This is a genomic window from Pseudomonas mediterranea CFBP 5447 (genome assembly GCF_000774145.1).
GTDB lineage: Bacteria > Pseudomonadota > Gammaproteobacteria > Pseudomonadales > Pseudomonadaceae > Aquipseudomonas > Aquipseudomonas mediterranea.
Genome location: NZ_KN322987.1, coordinates 765,758 through 792,473, shown reverse-complemented (window position 1 = coordinate 792,473; position 26,716 = coordinate 765,758). Strand labels below are relative to the sequence as shown.

20 protein-coding genes are annotated in these 26,716 nt (G+C 62.4%); 3 read left to right on the top strand and 17 right to left on the bottom strand.

Translation table 11 applies throughout. The annotated features are described in order from the left end of the window. Positions 1–461: 461 nt before the first annotated feature. Together N005_RS23440 and N005_RS23435 are read right to left on the bottom strand one after the other, a co-directional pair. Positions 462–887, bottom strand: coding sequence for an organic hydroperoxide resistance protein (locus tag N005_RS23440; RefSeq protein ID WP_047703366.1), 426 nt, complete (start codon positions 885–887; stop codon positions 462–464). A gap of 72 nt (positions 888–959) precedes the next feature. Continuing rightward, on the bottom strand, positions 960–2,165 hold the full coding sequence (locus N005_RS23435) for an MFS transporter (RefSeq protein WP_052126459.1): 1,206 nt from the start codon (positions 2,163–2,165) through the stop codon (positions 960–962). A 256-nt stretch (positions 2,166–2,421) separates the two neighbouring features. On the opposite strand from N005_RS23435, the gene N005_RS23430 reads away from it, so the two are divergent. The 3 genes from N005_RS23430 (at position 2,422) to N005_RS23420 (ending at position 6,331) form a co-directional block, all read left to right on the top strand. After that, positions 2,422–5,271: a PAS domain-containing protein gene (locus N005_RS23430; protein WP_052126458.1), complete on the top strand. Its 2,850-nt coding sequence runs from the start codon at positions 2,422–2,424 to the stop codon at positions 5,269–5,271. Continuing rightward, complete coding sequence (locus tag N005_RS23425; protein WP_047703364.1) at positions 5,264–5,635, top strand: response regulator transcription factor; 372 nt, start codon at positions 5,264–5,266, stop codon at positions 5,633–5,635. Before N005_RS23430 ends, N005_RS23425 begins: the two co-directional genes overlap by 8 nt. A gap of 78 nt (positions 5,636–5,713) precedes the next feature. Continuing rightward, positions 5,714–6,331, top strand: a complete 618-nt coding sequence (locus tag N005_RS23420; RefSeq protein ID WP_047703363.1) for a response regulator transcription factor — start codon at positions 5,714–5,716, stop codon at positions 6,329–6,331. Here N005_RS23420 and N005_RS23415 read toward each other — a convergent pair. The 15 genes from N005_RS23415 to N005_RS23345 all read right to left on the bottom strand — a co-directional run bounded on the left by N005_RS23415 (position 6,324) and on the right by N005_RS23345 (position 26,584). Continuing rightward, the gene (locus tag N005_RS23415; protein WP_047703362.1) at positions 6,324–9,233 is read right to left on the bottom strand and encodes an ATP-binding protein; all 2,910 of its coding nucleotides are present in this window, start codon (positions 9,231–9,233) and stop codon (positions 6,324–6,326) included. The two genes, N005_RS23420 and N005_RS23415, sit on opposite strands and share 8 nt — an antisense overlap. Positions 9,234–9,376: 143 nt before the next feature. Beyond that, positions 9,377–9,793, bottom strand: coding sequence for an organic hydroperoxide resistance protein (locus tag N005_RS23410; RefSeq protein WP_047703361.1), 417 nt, complete (start codon positions 9,791–9,793; stop codon positions 9,377–9,379). Positions 9,794–9,829: 36 nt separating this feature from the next. Further along, positions 9,830–10,207, bottom strand: a complete 378-nt coding sequence (locus tag N005_RS23405) for a sigma factor (protein ID WP_047703360.1) — start codon at positions 10,205–10,207, stop codon at positions 9,830–9,832. Positions 10,208–10,677: 470 nt separating this feature from the next. Then, positions 10,678–11,727 (bottom strand): hypothetical protein, encoded by a 1,050-nt coding sequence (locus N005_RS23400; protein ID WP_047703359.1) that lies wholly within the window; start codon positions 11,725–11,727, stop codon positions 10,678–10,680. A gap of 30 nt (positions 11,728–11,757) precedes the next feature. After that, the gene (locus N005_RS23395; RefSeq protein WP_047703358.1) at positions 11,758–13,569 is read right to left on the bottom strand and encodes a hypothetical protein; all 1,812 of its coding nucleotides are present in this window, start codon (positions 13,567–13,569) and stop codon (positions 11,758–11,760) included. A gap of 3 nt (positions 13,570–13,572) precedes the next feature. After that, positions 13,573–14,865: a hypothetical protein gene (locus tag N005_RS23390; protein ID WP_047703357.1), complete on the bottom strand. Its 1,293-nt coding sequence runs from the start codon at positions 14,863–14,865 to the stop codon at positions 13,573–13,575. Between the two features lie 108 nt (positions 14,866–14,973). Continuing rightward, positions 14,974–15,894, bottom strand: a complete 921-nt coding sequence (locus N005_RS23385; protein ID WP_047703356.1) for a hypothetical protein — start codon at positions 15,892–15,894, stop codon at positions 14,974–14,976. Between the two features lie 62 nt (positions 15,895–15,956). Then, a complete protein-coding gene (locus tag N005_RS23380) occupies positions 15,957–18,338 on the bottom strand; it encodes a hypothetical protein (protein WP_047703355.1) in 2,382 nt (793 codons plus the stop codon). A 12-nt stretch (positions 18,339–18,350) separates the two neighbouring features. After that, on the bottom strand, positions 18,351–19,490 hold the full coding sequence (locus N005_RS23375) for a hypothetical protein (RefSeq protein WP_047703354.1): 1,140 nt from the start codon (positions 19,488–19,490) through the stop codon (positions 18,351–18,353). Then, complete coding sequence (locus N005_RS23370) at positions 19,460–20,914, bottom strand: alkaline phosphatase family protein (protein WP_047703353.1); 1,455 nt, start codon at positions 20,912–20,914, stop codon at positions 19,460–19,462. Before N005_RS23370 ends, N005_RS23375 begins: the two co-directional genes overlap by 31 nt. After that, positions 20,904–22,133, bottom strand: a complete 1,230-nt coding sequence (eboE, locus tag N005_RS23365) for a metabolite traffic protein EboE (RefSeq protein ID WP_047703352.1) — start codon at positions 22,131–22,133, stop codon at positions 20,904–20,906. Before eboE ends, N005_RS23370 begins: the two co-directional genes overlap by 11 nt. Continuing rightward, the gene (locus tag N005_RS23360) at positions 22,130–23,014 is read right to left on the bottom strand and encodes a TatD family hydrolase (RefSeq protein WP_047703351.1); all 885 of its coding nucleotides are present in this window, start codon (positions 23,012–23,014) and stop codon (positions 22,130–22,132) included. The genes eboE and N005_RS23360 overlap by 4 nt, the downstream gene beginning before the upstream one ends. A gap of 38 nt (positions 23,015–23,052) precedes the next feature. Further along, positions 23,053–23,826 carry an EboA domain-containing protein gene (locus tag N005_RS23355; RefSeq protein WP_047703350.1) on the bottom strand — a complete coding sequence of 258 codons (774 nt, stop codon included), beginning with the start codon at positions 23,824–23,826 and terminating at the stop codon, positions 23,053–23,055. Then, positions 23,823–24,713, bottom strand: coding sequence for a UbiA family prenyltransferase (locus tag N005_RS23350; protein ID WP_047703349.1), 891 nt, complete (start codon positions 24,711–24,713; stop codon positions 23,823–23,825). Before N005_RS23350 ends, N005_RS23355 begins: the two co-directional genes overlap by 4 nt. Next, positions 24,710–26,584 carry a 3-dehydroquinate synthase gene (locus tag N005_RS23345; protein WP_047703348.1) on the bottom strand — a complete coding sequence of 625 codons (1,875 nt, stop codon included), beginning with the start codon at positions 26,582–26,584 and terminating at the stop codon, positions 24,710–24,712. The genes N005_RS23350 and N005_RS23345 overlap by 4 nt, the downstream gene beginning before the upstream one ends. Between the last annotated feature and the right edge of the window lie 132 nt (positions 26,585–26,716).

Genomic DNA, 26,716 nt, shown 5'->3' with positions numbered 1-26,716 from the left:
TGTGGGAGCGAGCCTGCTCGCGATAGCGGTGGGTCAGGTTGCATGGAGGTTGAATGTGCCGCCGTCATCGCGGGCAAGCCTGGCTCCCACAGGGGATTGGGGCATTTCCTGATGTTGTGAGCAGCCCGCGATCAAGGTGGGAGCGAGCCTGCTCGCGATAGCGGTGGGTCAGCTTGCGGTGATGTTGACTGTGCCGCCGTCATCGCGAGCAGGCCCGGCTCCCACAGGATTGGATGGCGTATGCAAATGCCGCGTACACCCCAAATCCAATGTGGGAGCGAGCCTGCTCGCGATAGCGGTGGGTCAGGTTGCATGGAGGTTGAATGTGCCGCCGTCATCGCGGGCAAGCCCGGCTCCCACAGGGTTGGATGGCGTATGCAAATGCCGCGTACACCCCTAATCCAATGTGGGAGCGAACTTGCTCGCGATGGCGATGTTTCAGCCGCTATGTCCTGGCTCACTCAGGCCAGGGTGATTTCGACGTGGATGTTGTTGCGCGACAACTTCGAGTAGGGGCAGGTCTCGTGCGCGGCGTCGAGCAACGCCTGGGCAGACTCCCGGTCTACCCCGGGGACACTGACTTTCAGCCGCGCTTGAAGGAAGTAGCTGCCTTCCGCCAGGCACAGATCCACTTGTGCATCGATAGCCGGGTTTTCCGGCAGCTTGATTTTCAGGCGCCGAGCGGCCAACTGCATCGCGCCTTCGAAGCAAGCGGACCAACCGGCTGCGAACAGTTGCTCCGGATTGGTACCGGCCCGTGACGAACCAGGGCTTGAAAGCTGAATGTCCAGGCGTCCGTCGTCACTGCGCGAATGGCCATCGCGGCCACCGGTGGTATGGACATGGGCGGTATAGAGTACATTGTCGGAACGGGTCGAAGCGGGCATGGGATTCTCCTGGTTGAAATTGGAAAATCCATCTCACCAAAAGCCTCCCGGGCAGACCATTGCACCTAGGTGTCAGTCACGGCGCCGACCGCGTCCCCAGGCGATGGCCAGCATCGCCAACAGCAGGCTGCCGGCATAAAACGTGAACAGGGCCTGTGCACTCCAGTGCGCATCCAGCAGGGCGCCAGCGACAATTGGCGACAGGATCGCGCCCAGGCGACCCAGACCCAGCACCAGGCCGACCCCTCTGGCTCGTTCCCCGGTGCCGTAGGTCTGCGGCGCCAGGATATACAGGCCGGCGATGGCCGCATTCAGCAGCAGGCCAATGGAAAACCCCATGCCGATGGACAGGCTCAACACCTGGGTGGCGGGCATCAGCAAGGTCATCAGCACTGCGTTCAACAGCAGACAGCCCAGCAGCAACCGGCGGCTGCCAAAGCGATTCGCGGCAAGTCCCAGGAGCAGGGCGCCCAGCATGCCGCCCAGGTTGAGCAGCATGCCTCCTTGGATACCGTGGGTGGCGGAAGCCCCCGTCTGGACCAGCAGTGTCGGTGTCCAGCTCACGACGAAGTAGAAGCAGAACATGACGAGGAAGAATGCCGTCGCCAGCGAAACGGTTGCGCGCCACTGCCTCGACCAGAAGTCTCGCCGAAGGCCATGCCCGGCATCCGAAGCAGGCCGCTGGCCTGGTGGCTGGACGGGGGAGGCTTTCACGGCGAGGAATTCGAAGGACTCACGCAGCCACAGTGCACCGCTCAAGCCGGCCGCAAGGGTAAAGGCACCTCCGGCGAGGAACACGTAGCGCCATCCCACGGCGTCGTTCAATGCATGCGCCAGCAGGCCGCCCAGGGACACGCCCAAGGCGAAGGCCACGGACTGAAGCGAGATGGCCAGCTCTTGCCGGTGCAGGTGGGTGCATTCATGGGTCAGCACATTGGCGCCGACAAGTGTCGCCCCGACACCCATCCCCGTCAGGGTGCGCAACAGCCCCAGAGACCAGAAGCCCTGGGACCAGAATGACAGCAGCATGGTCGTGCCGCTGAGCAACAGGCTCGCCAACAACAAGGGACGACGGCCGTGGCGGTCCGCCATGGGGGCAGCGAATGTCGATCCGCTGGCCATCCCGATGAGGCTTGTACTGAGCAACAGGCCCTGCTGGAAACCGCTCAACGCCCATTCCGCCGAAAGGCTGGGGAGCACGAAGGCCGTGGCCAGGGTCGCCAGGCCGTTGATCACATTGAACAGCATGCACAGGCCGACGACCGTCCACTGCGCCATCGCCTTCGAGCTGGCGGCCGAATACTGTTGCCCTGAGGCTGATGTCCTGTCTCGCAAATGCCGTTCCTTTTGACGGTGTCGGTTGCCAGGATGAATCAGAACAGCGTGTTGCTAAAAGGGCGATTACACGTTGGTATTGGTCGGTTTCCCATCCCCGGCGCTACACTGATCGGCGGCGTGTGACACCAAGGTATGATAGGCGGGCCCCAGCACCGGGGGCATGCTCTCTGAAGGGCCATTACAGAGCGGGACCGGCATGGATAACGAACTCGACAGCATCATCGACGGACTGCCAGGCATGGCCTGGACGGCCGGTATCGATGGCGGCGTCGACTATGTCAATCAGTACTGGAGCCGGTACACCGGGCGCAATCGCGAGGAGGCAATGGGAGAGGGCTGGCATGCCGTCGTCCATCCCGACGACCGTGCGCAGGTGTTCGAATGCTGGCGCGCAATCCTGAAGGGTGATGAACCACGGGGCATACAGGCACGCCTGCGGCGGGCCGATGGGGTTTATCGCCGATTCGTCGTTCGCGTGAACCCGTTGACCGACACGGCTGGAGCCGTCCGCAAATGGTGCGGAATCTGTACCGACATCGAGGAATACTGTGCGGTCGCCCAGCCCGCCTGCATGGCCGAGCCCGGTTTGCGGACGATGATCGACAGCATTCCGGCCCTGGTTTCGCTGATGAGCCCCAGCGGGGACCTGGAATGCGTGAACATCCACAACCTTGAATACATGGGCGCCACCCTTGAAGAGCTCAAGGAGTGGGCTGTGAGTGAGATCATTCACGTCGAGGACCGTCCCAGGATCATCGACAGTTGGGCGCAGGCGGTGGCCACCGGTGATCCCTTTCGCGCCGAGTTGCGCATCCGCCGTGCGGACGGCGCCTACCACTGGTTCATCGCCAACGGCATGCCGATGCGGGATGAGACCGGTCGCATCACCCGCTGGTGGGTCATCACCATCGACATCGACGAGCAGAAGCGCGACAAGGCCCTGATCGCCAAGGCGCTGGCCGAGATCAGCGCCTCGGAAGCCCGGTTGCGCAGCATCATCAACGCGGTGCCCGGTTTTGTCTGGAGCGCCACGCCCGATGGCAATGTCAGCTTTCTCAACCAGCGGTGGTGCGATTACACCGGTATCGCGCTGGAAGATGCGTGCGGTACCGGCTGGATGGCCGCGATTCATCCGGATGACGGCGGTGCGCTGGCCGCTTACTGGAAAGCGCTGGCAACGGGCGAACCAGGTGAATTCGAGGCCAGGTTGCGTCGCTTCGACGGCACGTTCCGCTGGTTTCTGATCCGGGCGGTACCGGAACGCGATGAGTCGGGCCAGGTGGTGCGCTGGTACGGGGAAAACACCGATATCGAAGATCGCAAACGCGCCGAAATGCTGCTGGCCGGGGAGAAACGCCTGCTGGGCATGATCGCCGGAGGTTCCGCCCTCAAACGAATTCTCGAAGCGCTTTGCGCATTGGCCGAGGCGAGTTTCGACGGTTGCGTGTGCAGCATCGTGCAAGTCGACCGCAAGCACCCGTATCCGACGCAGGAAGCCATCCCACGGATATTGCCAGGGGCTGCGCCGAGCATGCCGGCGAGCCTGGTGGCAGGTCTCGACGGGCGGGTGGCGGATGCGGATGCGTGTCCCGCCGCGCTGGTTGCGACCCGTAACGAACAGGTGATTTGCTGCGACCTGGCCAGTGAGACGCGCTGGAAAGATTGGTGCTCGACAGCCCTGGCCAATGGTTTGCGAGCGAACTGGTCGACACCGATCACCTCCGTCAACGGCGAGGTGACAGGAGTCCTGTCGATCCTGCATCCCGAATCGACAGCCCCTGGCCCTTTGCAGCAAACCCTGATCGCCCAGATCACTCACCTTGCAAGCATCGCCATCGATCGGGCACGGGGCGAGGCGGCACTGCGCCAGAGCGAGGCGTTCCTGGCCAAGGCGCAACGGCTCAGCTCGACGGGCACCTTCTTGTGGCGCGTCGGCTCGGACGAATTGACCTGGTCCGAGGAGATCTATCGGATACTCGACCTGGATCCGAGTGTGACGCCGACCCTGGATTTCATCTACACCCGCATCCACCCGGACGATATCTCGGCCTACAAGGAGATGATCAGGCACCAGCGCAAGAAAGGTCAGGACTTCGAGCATGAGCATCGGCTGCAATTGCCTGACGGTACCGTCAAGCATGTCCACTTGGTGGCGCATGCGATGAGGGACGGGGAGGGCCAATTGGAGTACATCGCCGCGTTGCAGGACGTGACCCAGCGGCGTCTTTCCGAAGCGGCGCTCGGCAAGGTCCGCTCGGAACTGGCTCATCTGGCCCGGGTTGCCAGCCTGGGCGCGCTGACCGCGTCGATTGCCCACGAGGTCAACCAGCCGCTGGCCGGCATTATCACCAACGCCAGTACCTGCTTGCGCATGCTCGGTGCCAATCCACCGAATGTCGACGGCGCCCTGGAAACCGCACGGCGCACCATCCGGGATGGCAACCGCGCCTCTGATGTGATCAACCGGTTGCGGGTGCTGTTTTCGAAGAAAAGCATCGCGATTGAAGACGTCGACATCAACGAGGCCGCACGGGAGGTGATCGCCCTGTTGCTGGGCGAGTTGCAGCGAGGCGCGGTGATACTGCATCCCGAATTCGCTGACGGCCTGCCGCCGGTCCGCGGTGATCGCGTACAGTTGCAGCAGGTGATCCTCAACCTGATCCTGAATGCCAAGGAGGCGATGAGCAAGATGACCGACCGGCCTCGACGCATGCAGGTCAGCACCGGCCTGCAGGACGATCACGTCTATCTCGACGTCAGGGACAACGGCGTCGGCTTCGATCCCCAGGACGCGGAGCGCTTGTTCGGCGCTTTCTACACGACCAAGAGTTCAGGCATGGGGATCGGCTTGTCGGTCAGTCATTCGATCATCGAAAAGCACAACGGAAGGATCTGGGCGTGCGTGAACGATATCGGACCGGGCGCGACGTTTCGTTTTTCCATTCCCTGCAAAGGCCAGCGTGGTCCAGCCGAGGTCATCCAGGGTGTCCGCGAGCCCGGTGCCGAGAGGGATTGCGAGCCCACCAGAGAGGTTTTCAATGGATAAGCCTTTGCTCGTATCGGTGGTTGATGACGACGAATCCGTGCGGGAATCCTTGCCGGACCTGCTCAAGGAATTCGGTTTTGCGGTCCAGGCCTTTTCGTCGGCCCAGGCGTTTCTTTCGTCCGGGTACCCCAGCCAGACCCACTGCCTGATACTGGACGTCGCCATGCCGGGCATGTCGGGTCCGGAGCTGCAAAAGGAACTCGCCTTGCGCCATTTCAACATCCCGATCATTTTCATCACGGCGCTGGGCGATGCGGCCCGGTGTTCACACCTGATAAGCCAGGGCGCAGTGGATTGCCTGATGAAGCCCTTCAGCGAGGAGGCGCTGCTCAAGGCGCTCAGCGCTGCGTTGCCGGTCAGTTGACTGCCAATGACGACTACTGGAGGAGGTAGCGTGTTGAGCGCGAACAATAGAGCTGGCACCGAGCGTCGCGGCCCGGCGATGGACAACACGCCCATCGTGTTTGTGGTCGACGATGATATTTCCGTGCGCGAGTCGCTGGAATTGCTGATCGGTCACGCCCAGTGGCGACCGCAACTGTTCGAGTCCGCCCAGGCCTTTCTCGCCCAGCCCCGGCCTGCGGTTCCCAGTTGCCTGATACTCGACATCAACCTGCCGGACCTGAGCGGGCTGGACCTGCAGAATGCGATTGCCGGCGACCGGCCCATGATCCCGATCATCTTCATCACCGGCTACGGCGACGTGCCGCGTTCGGTGCGTGCCATGAAGGCCGGCGCCGTGGAGTTCCTGACCAAGCCGTTCGACGACGAAGTGCTGCTCAACGCCATCGCCGATGCGCTGGAAGGCAGCCGTACCGCCTTGAGCCGCGAGGGGGATCTGCGTGCGCTACGAGAAGCCTACGCAACATTGACCCCCCGTGAGCAGGAGGTCCTGGCCATGGTCGTCGCGGGGCGGATGAACAAGGTCATCGCGGCGGAATTGGGGATCAGCGAGATCACCGTCAAGGCCCATCGCGGCAAGGTCATGCGCAAGATGAAGGCCCGCTCCCTGGCTGACCTGGTGAAAATGGATGCCCGGTTGTCCCTGGCGCTCAACTGAGCCCCGGTGACGCCAGCGTCCTTTGCCACAGCGCTTGCAACTGGCGCAGGTCCAGGGTGTCGTGCCCTTCGGACATTCGTTCGTTGCACGCCGCCAGCAGGTTCCTGGCCTCGTGGACCCGGGCCCGCTCCAGCCACAGGGTGGCGAGATCCATCGAGGACCGCAGTTCCCACGACAAGGCGCCTTGCTGCCGGCTCAGGGCAATCGATTCATTGAGCGTGTCTTCGACAGCAACGGGATTGCCTGGGGCCAGTGTCTTGAGGATCGCGGCCTTGATCCGAAGCAGTTCCGGCAAGGCGTAGGCGTCGCCGCTCTGGCGGCAGTGGCGGATGGTGGCCTCGACCTGCTCCGAGGCCTTCTCGTACTGGCCGTTCAGGACCAGGCCCTCGACCAGGGACGTCTCGAACGAAGTGGTCAGTAGTTCGTAACGCATGCCTCGCAGCCGCGCCAGGCTTTCCTCCAGCAAGGCCACCGCGTTGCCGGGTTGCCCGGCACGGATCGCGATAGCCCCTTGCACGCCCATTGCCGCTGCTACATAAGGCGCCAGCGCATTGGCCTCGGCGGTTTTCCTGAAGGTCTCAAGGCCGCTGGCGGCCTTCTCCAGGTCGCCTGTCCAGATGTAGATGCACAGTGTCCAGACCAAAGCGATGCAGTAGGTCACCGGGTGGTCCAACGCGGCGGCCTCTGCCTCGACCTGCTCGGCCCAGCGCCGGGCCTGATTGGGAAAACCCATCAACCACAGTGTCCGCGCCAGGGCTAGCCCGGTGCGGTTGCGATGATCGAAACCATAATGAACGGTGCTGCTGCGTTCCGACGGCAGGCTGTTGCGCAAGGACTTTTCCAGCTCCCGCCGCGCCAGCGTCTGGTTGCCGAGCAGGTGATGGGAAATACCGGCCAGCGAGGCGGCCACGGCGATGGCCTCGGGTGTGCCGATGAGGCTGCCCACGGCGACGGCTTGCTCGGCCCAGGTCAGCGATGACGGGAAGTCGCCGATGCGCTCCGAGAAGATTTGCAGGCGCCCAAGCAGCCTCAGCCGGGATTCTTGGTCGCCCAGCCCCTCGGCAATGGCCAGGGCCCTGAGCAGCGCTTTGTGTGCCGCCTCGCTGTTCCCCCGGGTGAACATCAACACCAGGCCCAGGGCGGCCTGCAGTTCCATTTCGGTCGGTGTCCCGAAGTAACCCAACTCAAGCAGTTCGGTGGCCCGTGAACACCAGGTGCGGCACTCGACCATCAGCGAAAAATGCAAGAACAACGGTGCGCTCGCGGCGGCCAGGGGCAATGCCAGCCCTGGATCGCCCTGAGGGCCGAAACTCCATTCCAGCGCATTCCTGATATTGCCCAGCTGGCTGGCGAGTCGCGAGGATTGCTCGAAGATTTCATCGGGGGTGCTGCCGAGCCGACCGAGCAGGTCCATGAAGTAGGCCGCGTGCCTGAATGACAGCGCGTGCGCCTCGGTATCGCCTCGGGCCACGAGCTTCTCGCGCGCGTAGGCGCGGGTCATTTCCAGCAGGCGATAGGTGGCCATTGCGTCACTGTGATCAACGCTGACCAGGCCCTTGGAGGCCAGTTCATCCAGCGTCGTGACCGCGGTGAGGGCGTCGATCCGGGTGTCGGCGAGAATCTGCGAGGCCGCCTCCAGGGAAAACGGCCCGACGAAAACCGCGAGGCGATCGAACACCTGCTGCTCTTGCACCGAGAGCAGGGCGTAGCTCCAATCGAGCATGGCGCGTAGCGTCTGATGGCGTGGCAGCGCCGTTCTTCGTCCGGACCAGCCCAGGGAAAAGCGCTCGCCGAGCAAGGCATGGGTGGCGTGCAGGCCGTGCCTGGCAACACGCACGGCAGCCAGTTCGATAGGCAAGGCCATACCTTCGAGACGTCGGCACATGTCGGCAATCATCTGCGCGTTGCCGGCTTCCAGAAACGGTGAAGGATTGCCCGACGAGGCGCGTTCGACAAACAACTTCACCGCCGCGAATCCCAGCAGTTCATCGACGCTCAGCGCCTGTGTCTCGCCCGGAAAGTCCAGGGGGCTGAGCCAGAGCACGTGTTCGCCCAGGGTACGCAACGGTTCGCGACTGGTTGCCAGCAGGCTTACGCCGGGCGCCGCCGCCCTGATCTGTTCGACAACCGCCGAAACGGCATCGATGAGGTGTTCGCAGTTGTCGATGATCAGCACCAGCCTGCGGGTTCGAAGGTGCGCGAGCAACACGAACAGCGGGTCTTCGGCCTGCACCGGAATGCCCAGGGAGCCGGCGAGCGAAGACGGCACCAGCGTGGCGTCCTCGACTTGAGCGAGATCGACAAAACGTACCGGCTCGTCATTGTCGGCAGCGAGCCTGTGGCCCACCTCAACGGCCAGACTGGTCTTGCCGACCCCGCCAGGTCCGACGATGGTGAGCAGCTTGGGCTCCTGCAGGCGGTCGATGACCCTCTGCACATCCTCGTCCCGGCCGATCAGCCTGGCGCGGGCCGGCAAGTTGCCCACCGTGCTGATGAAGCGTTTGCCGCCGGCTTGGGCGGATGTGACAGGGGGGAAGGCCGAGTCGCCGGACTGGAGCCGTTCGATGGGCGCGACAAAGGCGTAGCCGACACCCACCTGGGTGGAGATATAGCGCGCCCCGTCTTCTCCATCCCCGAGGATTCGACGCAACCCGGTCATGTGGAAACGAAGGCTGCCTTCGGCGACCACGATGTCGGGCCAGACCCGCTTGATCAATTCGCGCTTGGACAATACCCGTCCCGGACGTTCGAGCAATGCAATCAGCAAATCCAGCGCCCGCCCGCCGATTTCCACAGTGGAGCCACTTTTAGTGAGCAATCGCTTGCCCGGCGTCACGCAGAAAGGACCGAAGGCAAGTTGCAGGCTCAACGATTCGTGCAGGTCGTCCGGGGCTGACTCCACAAGAGGGCTCTCTAGAAATAAGGGGGTATTTCGCTGTACGACTGTCCTTACAGGCGAGTCTGCATGATAGGTGTTTTGATTAAACGTTCAAGTACGACCGTCCCGTTAACCGGGCGTGACGGGGATGGGCCTGCGCGGGGAAATCAGACGATGGTGAGGCTGACGTCGATGTTCTTGCGGGTGGCTTTGGAGTACGGGCAGTTCTGGTGGGCCGCCTCGACAAGTTCCTGTGCGGTATCGGGCTCGATATCGGGCAGCGAAACCGCCAGTCGGGCTTGCAGGAAAAACCCTTGTTCGCCATGGACCAGATCAACCTGCGCATTGACGGCCGCGCGGGCCGGGAATTGGATCTTGCGAGCGTTGCAGGCGTGACGCAAGGAACCCAGGAAACAGGCTGACCAGCAGACTGCGAAGAGTTGTTCCGGGTTGGTGCCGGTTCCAGGCGCGCCTGGGGGGGACAACAGCAGCTCCAGTCGACCATCGTCACTGCGCCCGACGCCTTCTCGACCGCCTGTTGTATACGTATGGCTGGTGTAAAGCACTTTTTCGATATTGATCATCGACATTTCCTGATCAGGAGGACGGCGAGGCGCGGGTCAGACCGCTCTGCGGGCTTCGTTGAGGGGCGTTGCAACGCCGGCGTCGCGGCCTTGGTTGTGCCAGTGGTAGAGCAAGGTGTCCCGGGCAATCGCGATCAGCCAGGCGCGAAACGGAACGCCGGGGTCATAGTCTGCCCGTCGTTGCTGGAGCACCGTGAAAGCCTCCTGGATCAGACTGTCGACTTCTTCACGCCTGGCCCGCCCGGCTTGTACCTGACCCTCGTAGAACGCGCTGAGCAGCGGCTTCACTGTTGCCAGCAGCTGCTGCGAAGCGCGTGGGCCGTGTTTGGCAACCCTGGCCATCAATGCACACAGTTCATCGTTCCCCAGACGGTCGGTTCTGCACAGCCAGCTATCGCGGCAGCCTTCGGTCATGATCGAACCCCTCTTGAGTCATTGGGTCACTGCTCAGGGGCAACAGTTGGATGGACCTGTTGCCCTCGTCAGTGGTGAGCCTCAAGGGTGATGCCATGCGGTGTCTATCACCAGTTATTCGGTGTTAGCGCTTGTTAGCTGACAGGTTAACGAGCTTCAGCTCACCCCGGAATCCCTTGTGGGAGTAAGCTTGCCCGCGATAGCGGAATGTCTGTTATGCAGAGGTTGAAAGTGTCGCCGCCATCGCGAGCAGGCTCGCTCCCACAGGGTTTGATGGTGCATGCAAAGGCCATGTACACCACAAATCCCTTGTGGGAGCGAGCTTGCTCGCGATAGCGGAGTGTCTGTCATGCAGATGTTGGATGTGCCGACGCCATCGCGGGCAAGCCCGGCTCCCACAGGGTTTGATGGTGTTAGCGAAGGCCGTGTACACCGCATATCCCTTGTGGAAGTAAGCAGGCTCGCGTGGTTCAAAGTTGCACCCGCCGAAGCCTGCCGTTGAGCGAGACGACGTGGTTGTCGGGTGTGGGCAGTGGTCTTCCGGCCAGGCCCATGCCTTCGCTCACCAGCACGGCATCTCCCATCACGCACAGGTTGGACGGGGTATCCAGGCCTTGGGCAAGCACGCTGACCTGGTGGGTTTGCAGGTTGCAGCTCAGCAATCGACCGGTGAACCGGGTGAAGCCGCCGTGCAGCGGTTCGCCGTTCCAGTCCGGCAGCAGGGGTTGTTGCAGGCGGTCGCAGAGTTCCAGCACCAGTACGTTGCCGGCCGGGCACAGGGCCAGGCCGGTGGGCAGTTGCAGTCCGTCGATCAGCCGTTCGATCTGCCCGCTGCCGGGATGAACCCGGATCACCTGGCCCGCCTTGTCGACGAAGTCGATGCCCTTGCGCGCGGGGTCGCCTTGTCGTTCGCCGGAGAACAGGCTGATCAGCACAGCGTCTGTCGCCGGTTCGTACGCCAATGTCACGGGCACGGCTTCCTGGCCCTGGTCCAGCTCGGGAAGTTGGACCAATACCCGCTCGTCCTGGCCGTCGACGAACTCCACCAACTGGTTGGTATCAGGCTTGACCGCCAGCCAACTGCGACGAGAGGGGTGGTAGCACAGGGCATTGAGATTGCCACGGCTGCGAAACACCGGTTCGGGCGGTGTGAATTGCAGGTCCAGCAGCTTGGAACCCTCGACGTAATCGGTCTGGCTGACCAGGTAGCGCCCCTCTCCACAGGCCACGTCCGACAGCCCCATGATCTCATCACGCAACATGCGTACCTGCATGTTCATGGCGCGGAATCCGTCTGCCAGGGTTTCACGAGGCAGGTAGACACCGGGCCGCTGGGGATCGGGTCGCAGGCGACTGATGCGTCCGCTGAAGGTCTGTTCCGGCAGGCCGGAGCCGGCCTCCACCAGCAACAGGCTGCCATCGGCCCGCACGCAGACGCCGCGAGGGTTCAACAGGTTTTCGGCAATGATCGTACTCGGGCGCAGGCTTTCGCTGGGCTGCGCAGGGATATGGATAGACATGCTGCTCTCCGTCATGAAGGGTGGACGCGATCACTGCGGCGGTTGCCACGGCTCACCGGTGAGGTAGGCCCGCAGCAGCGCCCGCTGGCAGGGCGACATCGAGCGCACCACGGGCATGAACAAGGTGGTGCCTTTGTAGGCATCCGACGTTCGCGCCAGGATGGCGTTCTTGGCGCCCATGATCGCGTCGGGCTGGTTCAGCGGGATGTAGCGAGACATGGCGGGGAACGCCAGGTAGTGGAAGCGCAGGACATTGGGGTACATCAGCGGCCAGGTGATGGTGGTGCCCTTGGGGATGCCGAAATCGGTCTGGGCGTATTTGCGGAAGCTGGTGAAACAGGCGCTGCTGTCCAGGCCGTTGGCGGTGCAGGTCAGGGCCACGAAACCCGCCTGGGCGGCACTGTCTGATTTGACCGTGACGGGGAAACTGACGGAAAGCTGGCCGGGGTTGACGCTCAGCGAGTCGGGGAAGTCGAGGAAATCCCAATACTGCGGTTCCGTATACGCGGCAGGCGGAGCCGCTTTCAGGCCGATTTCGGTGGTACTGGTCACCGGGCCGCCGAGGTATCGGACCTGCAGAGTGATCGACAGGCCTTTGGGATAGTCTTCGAGATAGACATTGCGTTGGTCGGCATAGAGTCGATAGGTCGATTCAGTTGCTTGCAGTGTGGTGCCGGCGACCTTGCCGGGGGCGTTGATCGCCAGGGCGTTGGTCCGCACCGCCTGCTGTTGGCTGGCGGTCATGGGCAAGTCGACGATGCCGCCATACACGTAGTAGTTCAGCAGCGGGCTGCTGGTCGGGTCCAAGGTCGCCAGGGCGGTGGTGCCGGCCGAGAGGGTGACGGGGCCGTAGTTGGCGTTGGGGCCGATGGGGCTGGTGATGTCGTCCCTGACGGCGCGGAAGGTTTCCTTCGGAATGACATTCACCATGTCGATGCTCAGGTAACCGTTGCTGGTGCCCAGCTCGGCATAGCCGGCATTGCCCGTAGCCTGATTGACCAGTTGCCGGCCCGGCTGGCAGCTCAGCGGTTCGTCGGCGAAAGCCGGGGCGAGTGTGCCGATGACCCGGCCGATGCTCGGGTTGGGCGTGTACTTGCCGGCCGCGTAGTCGGCGTCCAGTTGCTCGGTGGTCATCGTCGGGCACATCTCGAACATGACGAAACGCAGGACGATCCCCGTTGCGCCTGGCGCCTGGATGATCGAGCGCAGACCGGCGCTGTTCTGGTTCCAACTGACGATGCTGCTCAGGGGAAAGGTCAACTGGAACGTGCCGCTGGCATGGAAGGAGCCCGGCGCGTCCATCTTCGCCGGCAGCAGCACACGCCCGGCCACGTCGAAACTGCTGCACACGGTATTACAGTGGATCAACAACTGGATGTCGCTGTTGCCGCCGATCTGCAGGCCACCGACGAATATCTGGGTGGTGGTCGAGGAGGTGGGGTCCAGGTCCACCATCATCGGGCCGGAAACCGGGCCCTGTTGGGTCACCGGGTCCACTGAGCCGAGCAGGTAGACCGGCTGCCCCACCAGGTCGCCGGTGGTGCTGATGCCGCCCGGTATCCCTTGGGAGCTGATCAAGGCGTTCTGCATGTCGACGACGTGTTGCCCGTAGTGATTCCAGCCGCCGGCGGTGTAGTAGTTGCCGTTGGGGGCATTGATCATGTCATTCAACTGGTCGTCGGTGTAGGACTGCGCACCCGGTGCCAGGGTCGAGGTGGTCAGGTCGAAGAGCGGCCAGTCATCGTTGCCGTTGTAAGGAATGGTGGGGGAGTTGTTCGGCAGGCTGACGTCGGTGCGGATGCCACCCCAGAAATTCAGTCGAGGTCCGTTCAGGATGCTCATGATTTATTCCTCGTCCTTGATGGATTTGATGACCGGCGAATTGGCGAATTTGAACAGGTAGGAGAAATCGGACTTGTAGGGACTCTTGATCGGCGTCGCCATGGAGTGGCAGTTCATGCAGCTGCTGTTGGGCTGGATGTAGCTCTCCATGGTCACGTTGGCCGAGAGCGACGGGGTCGGCTGGCCCAGGGGATTACTAGGGTTGTCCGGCATCAACGGGCGTTGGGTGGTGATGAGTTGGTAGTACTTCAACACGCTTTTCTGCAAGTCGGGGTTGCTGCGGTAGTCAGCGTTCACCTTGTCGGTGACCTCGGCAATCGGCGTGACCCGGTTCAACGGGTTGGGGGTCTGGAACGTGGTGCCGGACTTGGGCACGCAGACCAGGTGTGCGCCTTGGGTCTGCCAGTCACAGGGCGACTGGTTGAGGCTGGCGGCGGGTGCGTTGGCATTGAAGTAGGAGTAGGCCATGCCCGTTGCCGGCTGATCGACCCACTGACCATGCACCAGCGCCTTGGGCGGCACGTTGTCGATCTGCTCGAAGGTCGACCAGATCCACTGCGGATAACCGTTCACCTTGGTGATGATGTGCAGACCCACCAGGCCCAGATAGGCCTCGGTGACGCCGGTGCGTTGGCCCTGGTCATCGAACGTGGCGACGCGGGCGAGTTGGGTCAGGTAGCGGCTGGCGTTGTCGCTGGTGGTCAGGATGCGCCAGCTCGACTTGATCTCGATGACACCGTTGGGAAAGTTGATGTTGTTGGCCTTGGAGACGACATCGGCGTTGTAGTACTGGTTATTGACGATGTAGTCGTAGGAGGTCTCGTTGGCCGAGATATCGTAGTAGGTCGGGTTGCCGGCCTGGTCGATCAGCCAGCCACCGACGGCCTGGTCGACGGCGTTCACCTGGGTGCTGTTTTTCAACGCCGCGATGTTGATGATGCCCAGGCTCTTGGCTTTTTGCGGGGTATTCCAGGGGCCCGGATCCGCCCCCTGCGGCAGGAAGATTTCCTCCACGGTCTTGTAGGTTTGCCAGACGGTGTAGCCGGCGTCCCCAGGTTGTTTGCTGCAGTCGGGATCACCGCGTTGCCCATTCTGGGCGGGCCAGTTCAGGGCGATGAACATCTGCCAGCTGTACTGATCGAACAGGTCCTGGCTGGCGTTGGCGGCGGGCGCGGAAGTGGGAGGCTGGCAATTGAGGGTGCCGGCCTGTGTCGGTTTGCTCTGGTTCTGGGTTTGATCCAGGGCGAGGGCCGGCAGGCTGGCAAGCCCCAGTATCATCATGGTGAACGTTTTCATGGCAATCCTTCGTCTTGAGTCGATTTACTTGCGGCGAGGGAACTTGTTGTGGCGAGGGAGCAAGCTCCCTCGCCACAATCTCCTAGTCACATAAATCCTTGTGAGTGTTCAGGGCTTGCGCTGCATCAGCTTGTTCCACTGGGCCTTCTGGCCGTTGCTCTGCGAAGCCGGGGGCTCGAACAACTGGCAGGGCGGCGGATTCGATGGGCACATGGCAGCGACCTGTGCCCAGGTCTGGGCCGGGTCGGGCTTGGCGATGCGGAAGTTGGTGTAGTTCTGGCTGACGATGGGGGCGTTGGCGACGCTGGCGTCGCCGGAAAAGTAGAACGACTGCGGATGCCGGTAGGGCGGTTGCCCCGACATCTGCTTGTAGAAGGCGTAGCCGAACAGGATCGGCCCCTGCGGTGAGTCGAGGTCCAGGGCATAGGCCTGCACACTGCCATTGAGGTTCTGGCTGCGCGCCGCGCTGTAGGGCAGGTGCTGGATGAAATCCTGCCGCGGCGGATGGTTCATCGGCGAGAACATGCAGCAGGCCGGCATGTCCTTGGGACGATCCTGCGGGTACGTCAGGAAGTACGCCTTGTTGCCCAGGGATACGAAGGAGCAGGTGTAGTTGTTGTTCTTGATCGGGAAGATCGGCAGGCAGTATTTCTCGTAATGCTCCATCATCGCGCCGAAGCCGTCGCCATCCGGTGGGATGTAGGTGGTGTCGTAGTAGCTGGTGCCGCGGGAGACGGTGTAGTCCGCCGGGGCGAGGGTGGTGGGCGGATTGCTGTAGGGCGGCGGGTTCTTCTCGTAGTTGTGCATCACCCGGTACATGGTCCAGTCGCTGATCCAGAACGCCGGGAAGAACGGATCCGAAGGGTCGCCCGGTGCGCGTTTGGCGATGCAGTTGCCGTTCTGTTCGTTACAGCCCTCGGTGTTGTGCACCCCCATGGTGAAGTACACCGCGCCGCTGTCCTGGGCGAACAGCCCCGGACTGAACAACAGGATCAGTAGCAACAGTCGGCTCAAAAGGTTGGCTTTCATATCGATACTCCTGTGAAGTGCCGGGCGGCGGGCTCGCCACCCGGTGTTCCTGGGTGAAATCGTCAAAGGCTGTTGTAGTCACTCATGCTGAGTGTGCTGGGCGGAAAGTTGAGCTTCACCAGGCGCTTGGCCCACAGCTCCAGCACGGCACGGCGGCTTTGTGACAGGTCGCGGGTGATGGGCATTGCCAGGGTGCTTTCTTCCTGGTTCTCCTTGCTGATCAAGATGATCAACTGATCGACGGCGCCCTCCACACGCGTGCGGGAATCGAGCGGCATGTACTTGTTCATGATGGGGTACAGGTAATAGAAGGTCTTCAGGACCTTTGGAAAGATGAACGTGCTCCATATCTTTTCCGGAGCGTCCGTGGCCGTGCACATGCCATTCCAGGTGCTGATGAAGTCCTCTTGCAACTTCATGTCCACGGGCAGGACCCGTATCGGCGCGAGGAAGTCGACGAAGGTCTGGGTGATCGGGAAGCTGAAGGGAATGACCGGTTTCTTGTCGTTTTCCTGCACGAAGAAGCGCAAGGTGGGGAAGCCCGGCGCCACTGCCCGGTAGCCTATCTGGGCGATGCCTTGGGCGTTGGTGGTGATGATGGCGTAGGAGTAACTGATGCTGCTGGCCTTTTTGTCCTGCAGTGTGCCGGTGCCAGTGTGACCCTTCTCGAGAACCAGGCAAGGGCGCAGGTTGACGGCGACCGGTGTCCCGGAATGATGGAGGAAGTCTTGATAACCGACCGGGGTGCCCACCGGTTGGGACACGTCCTGCAGGTCGGTCAGTCGACGACCGCTACCGGTGCTGCGATAGAGGTCGACCGTAGCCGCATCGGTGAACTGCGGCAGGTTGGCTGTGTTCTTGGTACGGTCCGACGGGTTGTCGTAGAACAGGGTGAAGTCGGCTGCGTTGCTGAATGCCAGGTAATAGTTGCTGCTGGTGACCATGAAGGGATTGCCATACTCCGCCACATACAACGTGGTGTTGGCGGCTGGCTGACCATTTTTCTGCACCATGATGCTCATCATCTTGCGCTCACCGACGTCGATGAAGCTGCCGCTCTCGATCACTTCGGCGGTCCACAGTTGCTGCTGGGCGGCCATTATCGAAGGGGTTGGGGCGGGGTTGCGCTGTTGCAGGAGCAGGGGGCCGGACTGCAGTACCCCCTTGGTCTCGTTGCTGAGGATGAGGTCGAGGATGCCTGAACGTTTTTCGAAGGCCGATTGCTGGTACTGCTCGAAACCGAAGCCGGCCGCTGCGGTGAATTGCCCTTGCTTGCGCACGCCCAGCAGGTAGCCGCCGGAGTTGAATTTCTCCGGAACGAGGATGTCGGCGTCGGGGTTCACCGGATAGCATGGAAACGTGTTGCTCAGGTCCAGTGACAGGACGTTGCCGGTGAACTGCGCCGAGATCACCCCCAGGCTTGCACTTTGATCATCCTGCCCCGGTTGAGTCATCGTCACTGGCTGGTTGGGCACCAGGCGCAGCCCGGCGGGGGCGGTGGGGTATTCGTTGGCGAACCACAGGCCCAGCACCGCCGAGGTGCGGCTGTAGGCGGGGTTGAAGAAAATCTGATTGACGTTGTTCAAGCCCTTGTTGTACAGCTCACGCACATGCGCCATGACTTCCGGGTTGTTGGAACGGGTGTTGAGGCGCTGGGGGTAATCGTTGAATATTCCGTTCTTGTCGTAGCAGGTCAGGTAGGCGGAAAACCGGAACATCAGGCCCTGCGCTCCTTGCTGCTTCATCTGCTGCTGGAGGTTGCTCAGCAGGGATGAGTGGCCGATCAGCCATTCCAGGTTTTCCTTGGGGAAGCAGGTCTGCCAGGTGGTGCTGACATTCACCAGCCCACCCAGGGCGCCCCAACTGAAGTTCAGGAAACGGTCCATCATCCGGTACTTGCGGTTCAGCGTCAGGCCGCAGGACCCGTCCCCCAGCACCAGTTTGTCGAAATACAGCGCCGTGAACGTGTTCTGCCATGGGCTGATGTCCACGAAGCGTGCCGGAGTCGGGGCAGAGCTGCCCAGGGGGCTGCCGAGCAGTTGGTATGGCAAGCCGACCAGCGGATCCTGGTCGATGTAGGTATTGGCCTGCAGTTCGCCGCCGATGACGGTCGAGGTGGTTTTCCCGTAGTTCACCAGGCCACAGCCGTTGTCGCCGAACAGATCCCATTCGGCGGGCATGTAGGGATCGTGTTTTGGATTGAAATTGCCGGGTACCTGCTGCACATAGGTCGGCATGTTAGCCATGTACTGCGTCGAGAGGGTCCATGGCATCAGTGTGTCGGGGGCATTTTTTTGGTCGATGCCGAAGTGCTGCATGAACGGCCAGTTGATGTCCATCTGCACCGCGTCATACAGCGGGTACACATCATTGTTATTGGCCGTCGGCGGGTTCCAGAACATTTCGCCGTTGAGGTAGATGCGGGGGAAATTCAATACGCTCATGTCGTGCTCTCCTTAGCGTTTCCACTGGGCGCGTTTCAGCGACCAGACAAAATCCAGTTTGTTGTAGCCGTTGAAGGCTTTGTCCGGCAGCGGTGCAGTGGGATAGGTGAGCCCGCCTGAGCTCGGGATGGCGAAATTGAAGTAACCGTTGTTCTTCGAGTAGGCGGCAGTGCTGTGGCAGGCCAGGCAGGACGACGAGTCCTGGAACGCCGATTCCAGCTGCGAGTTCGCCAGGACCTGGGTAATGGGCTGGAACTCCACGCCGATCAGCTCGTACTTCGACAGCGCCGGGTTACTGGCCTGGAACCGCGTATTGACCGGTATGGCATCCGGTGTCGGCCCGGTGAGGTTTGTCATCGGCTTGGGTGGATGGCCCTTGGTCACGGTGTACTTGTGGTTATTGAGGTTTTCGAAGGTGGACCAGACCCAGCTGGCGTCCAGCTTGTTGACGACATGCAAACCGCTCAACGCCGCATAACCGACCTGGTAGCTGGTGCCCACGGCGTAGTAGGCCTGGGCCACGTAGTAGCCATCTTTTTCCAGTTGCGTCTTGTAGTTCGCGTCCGTGCCGATCCACAGCCAGGAGGCTTTCAACTCCCAGGCCGTGGCCGGAAAGTTCAGGTTGCTCGTCAGGGCCGCTTGGCCATTCACGTTGTAGACGTTGTTTTTGACGATGTAGTCGTAGGTGTCCTGGCCCATCAGCAGTTGAAAGCGCACGACGTGACCTTTTTGTGCCTCAGGCACGGCTTTGCCGCCCATCTCCAGGCTCAGGCCGTCGACCTGTTGGACGGCGTTGAGGTTATGAAACAGACGACTCGAGCTCAGCCCCAGGGCTCGGGCTTGCCTGATCACCTCATCCGGTAGTTTCATGCGGCTGTCATACGAGCCGGGGTTGGCGCCATTGGCCAGGTAGACCTGATCGGAAGGTTTGAACAACTCCCACTGACGGTTGTAGCCCCTGGCATCGGACTGGTTCAGGCAAACGAACCAGTTCCAGGCCATGGTCTCGGGACTTTGCTTGAACGCAGCCCGGGTCTGATCGACGTTCGCTCCGAATTGCAGGAAGTTGCTGCAGTCGAAGGAGTTGGTGTTCTCGGCCTGGGCCAATCCGGCCAGGGCACTCAGAACTGTGATGGAAATGGCTCGCCGCATGGAAGCTCCTTGGCATTGGCCGTGTCGGTGTGAGAGCGCCCCAGGAAGTGTTCCAGGAGCAGTTGTTTCACCGCCGTGGCCGCAAGCTGCTGGGGTAACGGCAGATCACAATTGGTGATGAGCAGCGGGCCGTTCAGCTCGCTGTCGGGCAGGCGTCCATGGCTGCCGCGAACCAGTCCGGTGTCCAGCGGAATCAGGTCCATGTAGTAGCGAAAACCGAGTTTCTTCCGCAGCAGGCGCCGCGCCACTTTCAGTTTGGGGAAACGAATGGCCGGGTCTATGAACAGCTCCAGTGGGTCGTAGCCCGGCTTGCGGTGGATGTCCACGGTGCGAGCAAAGTCGGGGGCCTTGCGGTCGTCGAACCAGTAGTAATAATCGAACCAATGCCCTGGCTCGGCCACGATCACCAGCTCACCGCTGCGCGGATGGTCGAGGTGCCAGGCCCGTTGTTCGGCTTTGTCCAGCACCTGCTCGATGCCGGGTTGGCGCAGCAACAGCGCCTTGACCCGGGGAATGTCCTGCGCCTGTTTCACATAGACATGGGCGATCTGATGGTCGGCCACGGCGAACGCGGCACTGGCGCCGGGGTCGAGCAGTTCCCAGCTCAGTGACTGACGCACTTGCAGCAGGCCTTCCGAGCGCAACAAGCGGTTGATGGACACCGATTGGTGGACGGCCTCGATGCCGTATTCGGACAGCAACATCACCGCCGCGCCTTGCGCTTGGGCAAAGTCCAGCAGACGGCCCACCTCGCTGTCGATGGCGCGTATTTCACCGGCAATCGACGGATGATCAGGGCCCAGGCGTTGCAGGCTGTAGTCAAGGTGAGGCAGGTAGATCAATTGCAGATCGGGGTGGTTGAGGGCGAATTCGGCGATGGCGCAGTCGACGATCCAGCGGCTCGACGCGATGCCCGCCGCCGGCCCCCAGAAGGCCGGGAAGGGGAACTCGCCGATCTGCTGTTCGATACGTTCGTGCAACGTGGACGGTGCCGAATACAGGCCGAACAGCTTGCGACCATCGGCGGGATAGTGCGGGCGCGGGGTGATGGCGGCGTCCACGTCCGCGTACATGTTGTACCACCAGAACAACTGGCTGCAGCGGAACCCCGGAAGCTGGCGCTTGAGTGTGTGCCAGACCTTCTCACCCTGGATCAGGGCATTGGGTTGCAGCCAGAAGCGTACTTCGGCCTGGTCGCGAAAATACCAGCCGTTGCCGACGATGCCGTGGTCCGAGGGGGGCAGCCCGGTAAGGATCGAGGCTTGCACCGACGAGGTGACGGCCGGGAACACCGGTTGCAGGGTAGCCATCCTGGCCGTCTTCAGCAGCGCATTGATGTGCGGCGTCGACGCGCCCAGCAGCGCCGGGGTCAGCCCCACGACGTTGATCAGCAGCAGCGGTTGACGCGGGCGCTCAGAAGACATTGGCACAGGCCTCCCGCGCTTGGGGTTGCAGCAGTTGCCGTTGGCGCAGTTGTTCTTCGACCCAGCGCAGCTCCCTGGCGATGCCCTGGAGCTGGGCATGGGCGGTCGTGGGACGCAGTTGCTCCGGCAGGACACCCCAGCTGTAGGTTTCCACTTCCAGCACCGGACGGAAATCCTCATGCTCGGCAAGAAAGTCGAAGGTCTGTTCCAGCGCGATCTGGCTGCCGCTGAGCTCGGGCAACAGCAAGTGTTCGCTGAACAGCGGAATGTGGAAATGAATCCGCAACTCGGGGTGTTGCCCTGGGTTTTTTGCGCATTCTTCCAGGGCGGCGGGGAGGTCTGCCCAGGCGGCCAGGCGATCCTGTCCGTCCCGGGCTTTCACCTGATGCAGGTAGGTGGCTTCGGCAAAATCGCCGAGGGTCTTGAGGACCTGTTCGCGGCGCTCGACATTCTGGGGCAATTGACAGATCAGGGCGTTGGACAACTGGATCTTGCCCACGGGCACCTGGGCCCGGCGCAGCTTGTCCAGCGACTGATAGCAATCCTCGAAGACCACCGCCTGGTGGCACACGTCAAAACACAGTGCCAGATGATCATGGTGCGGATCGCTGGCTTGCAGGCGGTGGAAGAAGGCGATGGCCTGGTCGGTGTGCTCCAGCACGCAGTCCGGTTCCATTTCCAGGCAGAACACGATCTTCTTGCCGGTCTCCTGATGCAGCCTATGCAGCGAGGCGGTGAGTTGGCGCAACTGATGTTCGGCGCGCCGGTGCAGGATTGCATTCCAATGGGTGGCGTAACCCAGCGGCACGGTGGAAATCACCCCTTGGTGGCAGTCCACCGGTAGGGCTTGGGCAAGGATCCTCGCCAGGTTCAGGCTGTACACCAGCCGCTTCGGATCGGCCCAACTGGGCAGGTAGACCTCGGCCTTGACCGCGCCCTGATGAAACTGGCCATAAGGAAAACCGTTGAGCGAGGTCAGGCGCAGCCCGCTGCTTTGCAGCAGGCTGAGGAAGTCCGTGCGCGCCGCCGTCTGTTGCAGTTCGGCGGCGGCGAGGGCGCTGATCCACAGGCCGCTGTCCTGTTCGTCGAGCCTGCGCAGCGTACGCACACCCTTGAAGTGCTGTTCGATGGACGAGCGCAGCCCGGCCAGGTCACGGGTCGGGTGCACGTTGCTGCAATAGCCGACCTGCGCGGCTTGCCAACCCGTGCCGACGTTCATTTGATCACCGGTTCCTGGCCGCGCAGGGCGGAGTTTTCCTGCCATTGCCGCCGCTGGTCGATGGGCAACGGGGTGCTGACCTGGGTCTTGTCCAATTGGCCGCTCTGGGCGAAGAAGTCCACCGGGTTGTGGAACAGCACTTGCTCGACCTGCGCTTCACTGAAGCCGGCCGCCAGCATGGCCTGGCCGGTTTTCGGCACCTTGAGCGGGTCGCTGATGCCCCAGTCGGCGGCGCTGTTGACCACCATTTTCTCGGTGCCGTACTGCTGCAACAGGGCGACCATGCGCTGTTCCGACATCTTGGTATTGGGGTAGATGGAATGGCCGCGCCAGCAGTCGGTTTCCAGCACCAGGGGCAGGGTCAATTCGTTGAGGTGATCGATGATCACCAGATGCTCGGCAATCCCGACTTCGCGAATGACCGCCAGGGTTCGCTTGGTGCCGCCGATCTTGTCGCGGTGCGGGGTGTGCACCAGTACCGGCAGGTTGAACTGTCGGGCCAGTTCCAGTTGGGCGGCGAGGAAGCGATCCTCTTCGGGGGTGATGTCGTCGTAGCCGACTTCGCCGACCGCCACCACGCCGTCCTTCACCAGATAGCGTGGCAGGATCTCCAGCACTTCGTTGGCGATCGACAGGTCATTGGCTTCCTTGGGGTTGAGGCCGATGGTGCAGAAGTGATGAATGCCGAACATGCTGGCGCGAAAGCGCTCCCAACCGAGCAAGGTGTCGAAGTAGTCGATGAAGCTGCCGACGCTGGTCCTGGCCTGGCCCTGCCAGAAGGCCGGTTCGATGACCCCGGTGATGCCGGCAGCCGCCATGTTCTGGTAGTCATCGGTGGTGCGGCTGACCATATGGATGTGCGGATCGAAGTACTTGGGCATGGTGAGTCCTCATCAAGAAAGCAGGGAGCCGTCGGGCATCAGTTCAGTGAGATGTGGGCCAGGTCGTCGTGCCATTCCGGCGGCAGGCGTCGCTGCTGGACGAGGCCGACCAGGCGCTGGCGCTGCGCCGGGCTGAGCAGGTCGAAGTCGATGACCCGCGGCAACCCGGCGGACACCGTGCGTTCGGCGGCGAGCTGTTCGGCCAGCAGGTCGAGAGCCAGTTGGTTGAGGCTGACGCTGCGCCGCTGTGGCAGGCCGAGCAGGCGCCGCACATCGAGTCCCATGCCCAGGGCCTTCAAGACCAGTTGATGGAAGGCCCGGTCGTCGTAGTGACGGGACGGATAGAGGGTGTCCAGGGCGAGAGCGGCAAACACCTGGCTGTTGCTGGTGCGCCCGGCTTGCAAGGCGAGCTCCACGCACGCCCCCTGGCTGTCGAGCCAGTCGAGGGCTTTCAAGAGCGCGATCTTTTCCTGGTCGTCGCCCCACAGGAACAACTGGCGGAGCAAGGGCAATTGCTCGGCGGCGGACTGTAGCTCCAGCACCTGGGCCAGCAACAACGCCCGTGTGAGCTGCACGGTGCTCCAGTCGGCCTTGCCGGGCAGCGCATGTTCCTTGAGATGACGCTTGCACTGGCTGCTCAATAGCGCCGCGGTCGTCGCGTCCGGGTGTCGGGCAAGCTGTTCCCGGGCCTGATCCCACCATTGTCGCTCGGCATCGTCGAGCTGTTGCGTGAACAGCTGGCGATGTTCGGTGAGGCAATCCTGCCGCATTTCAAGGGCCGTCGATGACGGCGCGGTAACGTCCGTGTTCATGTCGGTTTGACCCAGCGTTGGAAGTGTGGGAGCAGGAAAAACACCAGGACACAGGCCAGGCTGCCCAGTGGTTGGTCAGCCACCGCCAGCACCAGGGCATCGAACAGTGGCAGGGCTGCCAGCCCGGCACCGATGAACGCCCGTACTTGCCGTTGCCTTGGTTGCGCCAGGTGACGCCAGTAACTGCGGCCCAGCCATCCCAGCCAGAGCAGCATGACCGGCCAGAACCAGAGGCTGTTGGAGTAGAACGCCAGCACCAACGGGCTCAGCATCAGCAGCAGGGGCAAGCGGCTGAGCAACTGATTGCGGTGTTCCTGGCGCGCCAGATAGGTCAGGCCGCTGATGTAGACGCCGAGCAGCATCGCGCACAGCCAGATCGGCCCCGGCGGAATCGCCAGGCTGGCCGCCGCCGTGAGGTAGAGCGCCGAGCGGCAGGCGCCCATCAGCCAGACGCTGTGGGCGTACTTCTTGTGCAACACGTTGTAGCCCAGGATGCAGGCCACCAGCAGGGTAGCGCTGCCCAGCAGCCAGTGCGGTTGATCGATCAACCGGCTCAGGCCCAGCAGTGCCGCGGCAGCGAGCAGCAGCAACAACGCCGTAGCCAACCGCACCTGCTGGCGGCTGACCAGGCCCAGGGTGATGGGGCGAGGATTCTGGTGTTGTTGGTCCCAGTCGGCGTCCAGCAGGTCATTCAACAACATGCCGGCCAGGTACAACAGCGACAGAGCGACCAGCAGCAGGAGCCACACCAGGGACGACGGCGGCGCCAGGGCTCCGGCGCTGCTGGCCAGCAGGGCGGCGGCCAGGGTGTTGGTCCATACCGTGGGCAGGTTGGAGACCCGGCCCAGGGTCATCCAGGTCTTGAGATTCAGCGGTGCCTGGCTCATTGCGCGCAGCCTTCGCTCAGGGTGAGCGCCGGATCACCGAGGGCGGACAGCCGCTGCAGTGCCTGCTCCATTCGAGCGGCATCGATCTCATGCAGGTCCAGGGATTCGCCGATCCGATTGAGCATGGGGATGGAGAGCTCCCCGCCCAGGTGCTGGCGGAACTCTTCCAGCCCGAGCAACACCTGTGAACAACCCTGGGCATCCTTGAGGCTCAGTTCCGCAGGGTTGAGACAGAAGCCGAGCTTGAGCAGCAGGCGCAGAATGCGCTCGCTGTCGGCATCGCTCAACAGTCCCAGGCTGTTGGCGTACAGGCTGTCCAAGGCGATGCCCACCGCCACCGCTTCACCATGGCGCAGCCGGTGATGACTGAGATTTTCCAGCTTGTGCGCTGCCCAGTGGCCGTAGTCCAGCGGACGACCGTTCCCGCGCTCGAATGGGTCGCCGGCCCCGGTGATATGCGCCAGGTGCAGCTCGGCGCAGCGGCGGATGGCATAGCGGCTGGCGGCATGATCGAAGCGGGCGAGGGCGTCGGCTTGTTGCTCCATCCATTGGAAGAAAGCCTGGTCCTTGATCAGCGCGACTTTCACCGCCTCGGCCAAGCCGGCGATCTGATCGCGATGGCTGAGGCTGATCAGTAGCTGGAAATCGTTGATCACCGCCGTGGCGGGGTAGAACGCACCGAGCAGGTTCTTCTGGCCGAAGGCGTTGATGCCGTTTTTCACGCCGATGCCGGCGTCGTTCTGGGCCAACACGGTGCTCGGAATACGGATCAGGCGCATGCCCCGGTGGAAAGTGGCGCAGGCATAACCCACCGCATCCAGCACCGCGCCACCGCCCAGGGCCAGCACGTAGCAATGCCGGTCCAGGCCGTGCTGCAGCATGTCGCTGTAGAGCTGTTGCAACACTTGTGCATCCTTGCTCAGTTCGCCGGCCGGTACGGCAATCGGCGGCGCCTGCAGATGCAGGTCCGTGGAGTGGGCGGCGAAGTAGGCGTCGATCTGCTCCAGCAACGATGGGAGGCTATGCAGCAGTTGTTCATCGGCGAACACCAGCACCGTCACCGGGCCTCGCTGCCGGGTGGTGAGTTGGCGGTGGAGGCAGGGATTGAGCGGGTCGAACAGATGATCGGTGAATATCACCGGGTAGTCGTAACTGACCTCGAAACGCCCGCGCAGAGGCTGTTCGGTGTCGCGCTTGCGCAGGGCCTTGAACAGGCTGTACCCGGCGATGAACAGCCCGGGCAAGACCATGCTGGCGAGTAGGGTCACCAGCAACGCGTTCTGCTCGACGAGGAAGGTACCGATGGCGCTATAGGCCAGCGCCAGGCCGGCATTGGCCAGGACCGTCACCGGCACGAACGCACGCAGCGGGTAACGTTGCATCCCTGCCGCCACCACCGAGGTTTCCGCCAGCACCGGCACGCCCCGCAGGCAGATCAACGACAGCGTGCCCAGCCGATACCCCAGCTGGCCTGGTTGACGCCGATGCAGGCCCAACCGGCCGGACAGCAGCCGGAAATAACCGGCGCCCAAGGCATAACCCAACCCGGCCCCCAGGCACAGCCCGAGGAAAATCACCAGGTAGCCACCAACGCTGCCAAGCATCGCCACCGCCAACAGCGCGACCATGCTCGACGGCACCGGCAACACCACGTCCAGCGTCAACAGCGCAATCAGCAACAGCGCCAGGTTGAGTTTCTGGGACGGCGTCGTAGGCAGGTACAGGTTGAGGTGGGTCAGGAAGTCCTGAATCTGCTGTTCGAACAGCACGAAGCTGGCGATCACCAGGCCTGAGAAGCAGATCAGTGACAGCCAGAAAGGCATGGCTGGACTATTTTGCGAGAGCGCACGAAACCACCGGCTACGCTTCATCAAAGCATCCCTCTTTTATATTTTTGACTGATTCCGTGTCAGTAATCTAAAAGCTGCGTCTGGTGGTTTTCAGGTCGATAGAGACTCTCGCTCGGGGCTGACCCAGGTACGTTGGGTTGCGCTTGTGAAGAC

Bases quoted from the DNA above. Each gene is read 5' to 3' on its own strand.
- N005_RS23390 (WP_047703357.1), bottom strand. From the start codon at position 14,865: ATGAAAACGTTCACCATGATGATACTGGGGCTTGCCAGCCTGCCGGCC.
- N005_RS23410 (WP_047703361.1), bottom strand. From the start codon at position 9,793: ATGATCAATATCGAAAAAGTGCTTTACACCAGCCATACGTATACAACA.
- N005_RS23355 (WP_047703350.1), bottom strand. From the start codon at position 23,826: ATGAACACGGACGTTACCGCGCCGTCATCGACGGCCCTTGAAATGCGG.
- N005_RS23360 (WP_047703351.1), bottom strand. From the start codon at position 23,014: ATGCCCAAGTACTTCGATCCGCACATCCATATGGTCAGCCGCACCACC.
- N005_RS23375 (WP_047703354.1), bottom strand. From the start codon at position 19,490: ATGCGGCGAGCCATTTCCATCACAGTTCTGAGTGCCCTGGCCGGATTG.
- N005_RS23345 (WP_047703348.1), bottom strand. From the start codon at position 26,584: ATGAAGCGTAGCCGGTGGTTTCGTGCGCTCTCGCAAAATAGTCCAGCC.
- N005_RS23370 (WP_047703353.1), bottom strand. From the start codon at position 20,914: ATGTCTTCTGAGCGCCCGCGTCAACCGCTGCTGCTGATCAACGTCGTG.
- N005_RS23425 (WP_047703364.1), top strand. From the start codon at position 5,264: ATGGATAAGCCTTTGCTCGTATCGGTGGTTGATGACGACGAATCCGTG.
- N005_RS23395 (WP_047703358.1), bottom strand. From the start codon at position 13,569: ATGAGCATCCTGAACGGACCTCGACTGAATTTCTGGGGTGGCATCCGC.
- eboE (WP_047703352.1), bottom strand. From the start codon at position 22,133: ATGAACGTCGGCACGGGTTGGCAAGCCGCGCAGGTCGGCTATTGCAGC.
- N005_RS23400 (WP_047703359.1), bottom strand. From the start codon at position 11,727: ATGTCTATCCATATCCCTGCGCAGCCCAGCGAAAGCCTGCGCCCGAGT.
- N005_RS23430 (WP_052126458.1), top strand. From the start codon at position 2,422: ATGGATAACGAACTCGACAGCATCATCGACGGACTGCCAGGCATGGCC.
- N005_RS23350 (WP_047703349.1), bottom strand. From the start codon at position 24,713: ATGAGCCAGGCACCGCTGAATCTCAAGACCTGGATGACCCTGGGCCGG.
- N005_RS23385 (WP_047703356.1), bottom strand. From the start codon at position 15,894: ATGAAAGCCAACCTTTTGAGCCGACTGTTGCTACTGATCCTGTTGTTC.
- N005_RS23405 (WP_047703360.1), bottom strand. From the start codon at position 10,207: ATGACCGAAGGCTGCCGCGATAGCTGGCTGTGCAGAACCGACCGTCTG.
- N005_RS23440 (WP_047703366.1), bottom strand. From the start codon at position 887: ATGCCCGCTTCGACCCGTTCCGACAATGTACTCTATACCGCCCATGTC.
- N005_RS23380 (WP_047703355.1), bottom strand. From the start codon at position 18,338: ATGAGCGTATTGAATTTCCCCCGCATCTACCTCAACGGCGAAATGTTC.
- N005_RS23420 (WP_047703363.1), top strand. From the start codon at position 5,714: ATGGACAACACGCCCATCGTGTTTGTGGTCGACGATGATATTTCCGTG.
- N005_RS23435 (WP_052126459.1), bottom strand. From the start codon at position 2,165: ATGGCGCAGTGGACGGTCGTCGGCCTGTGCATGCTGTTCAATGTGATC.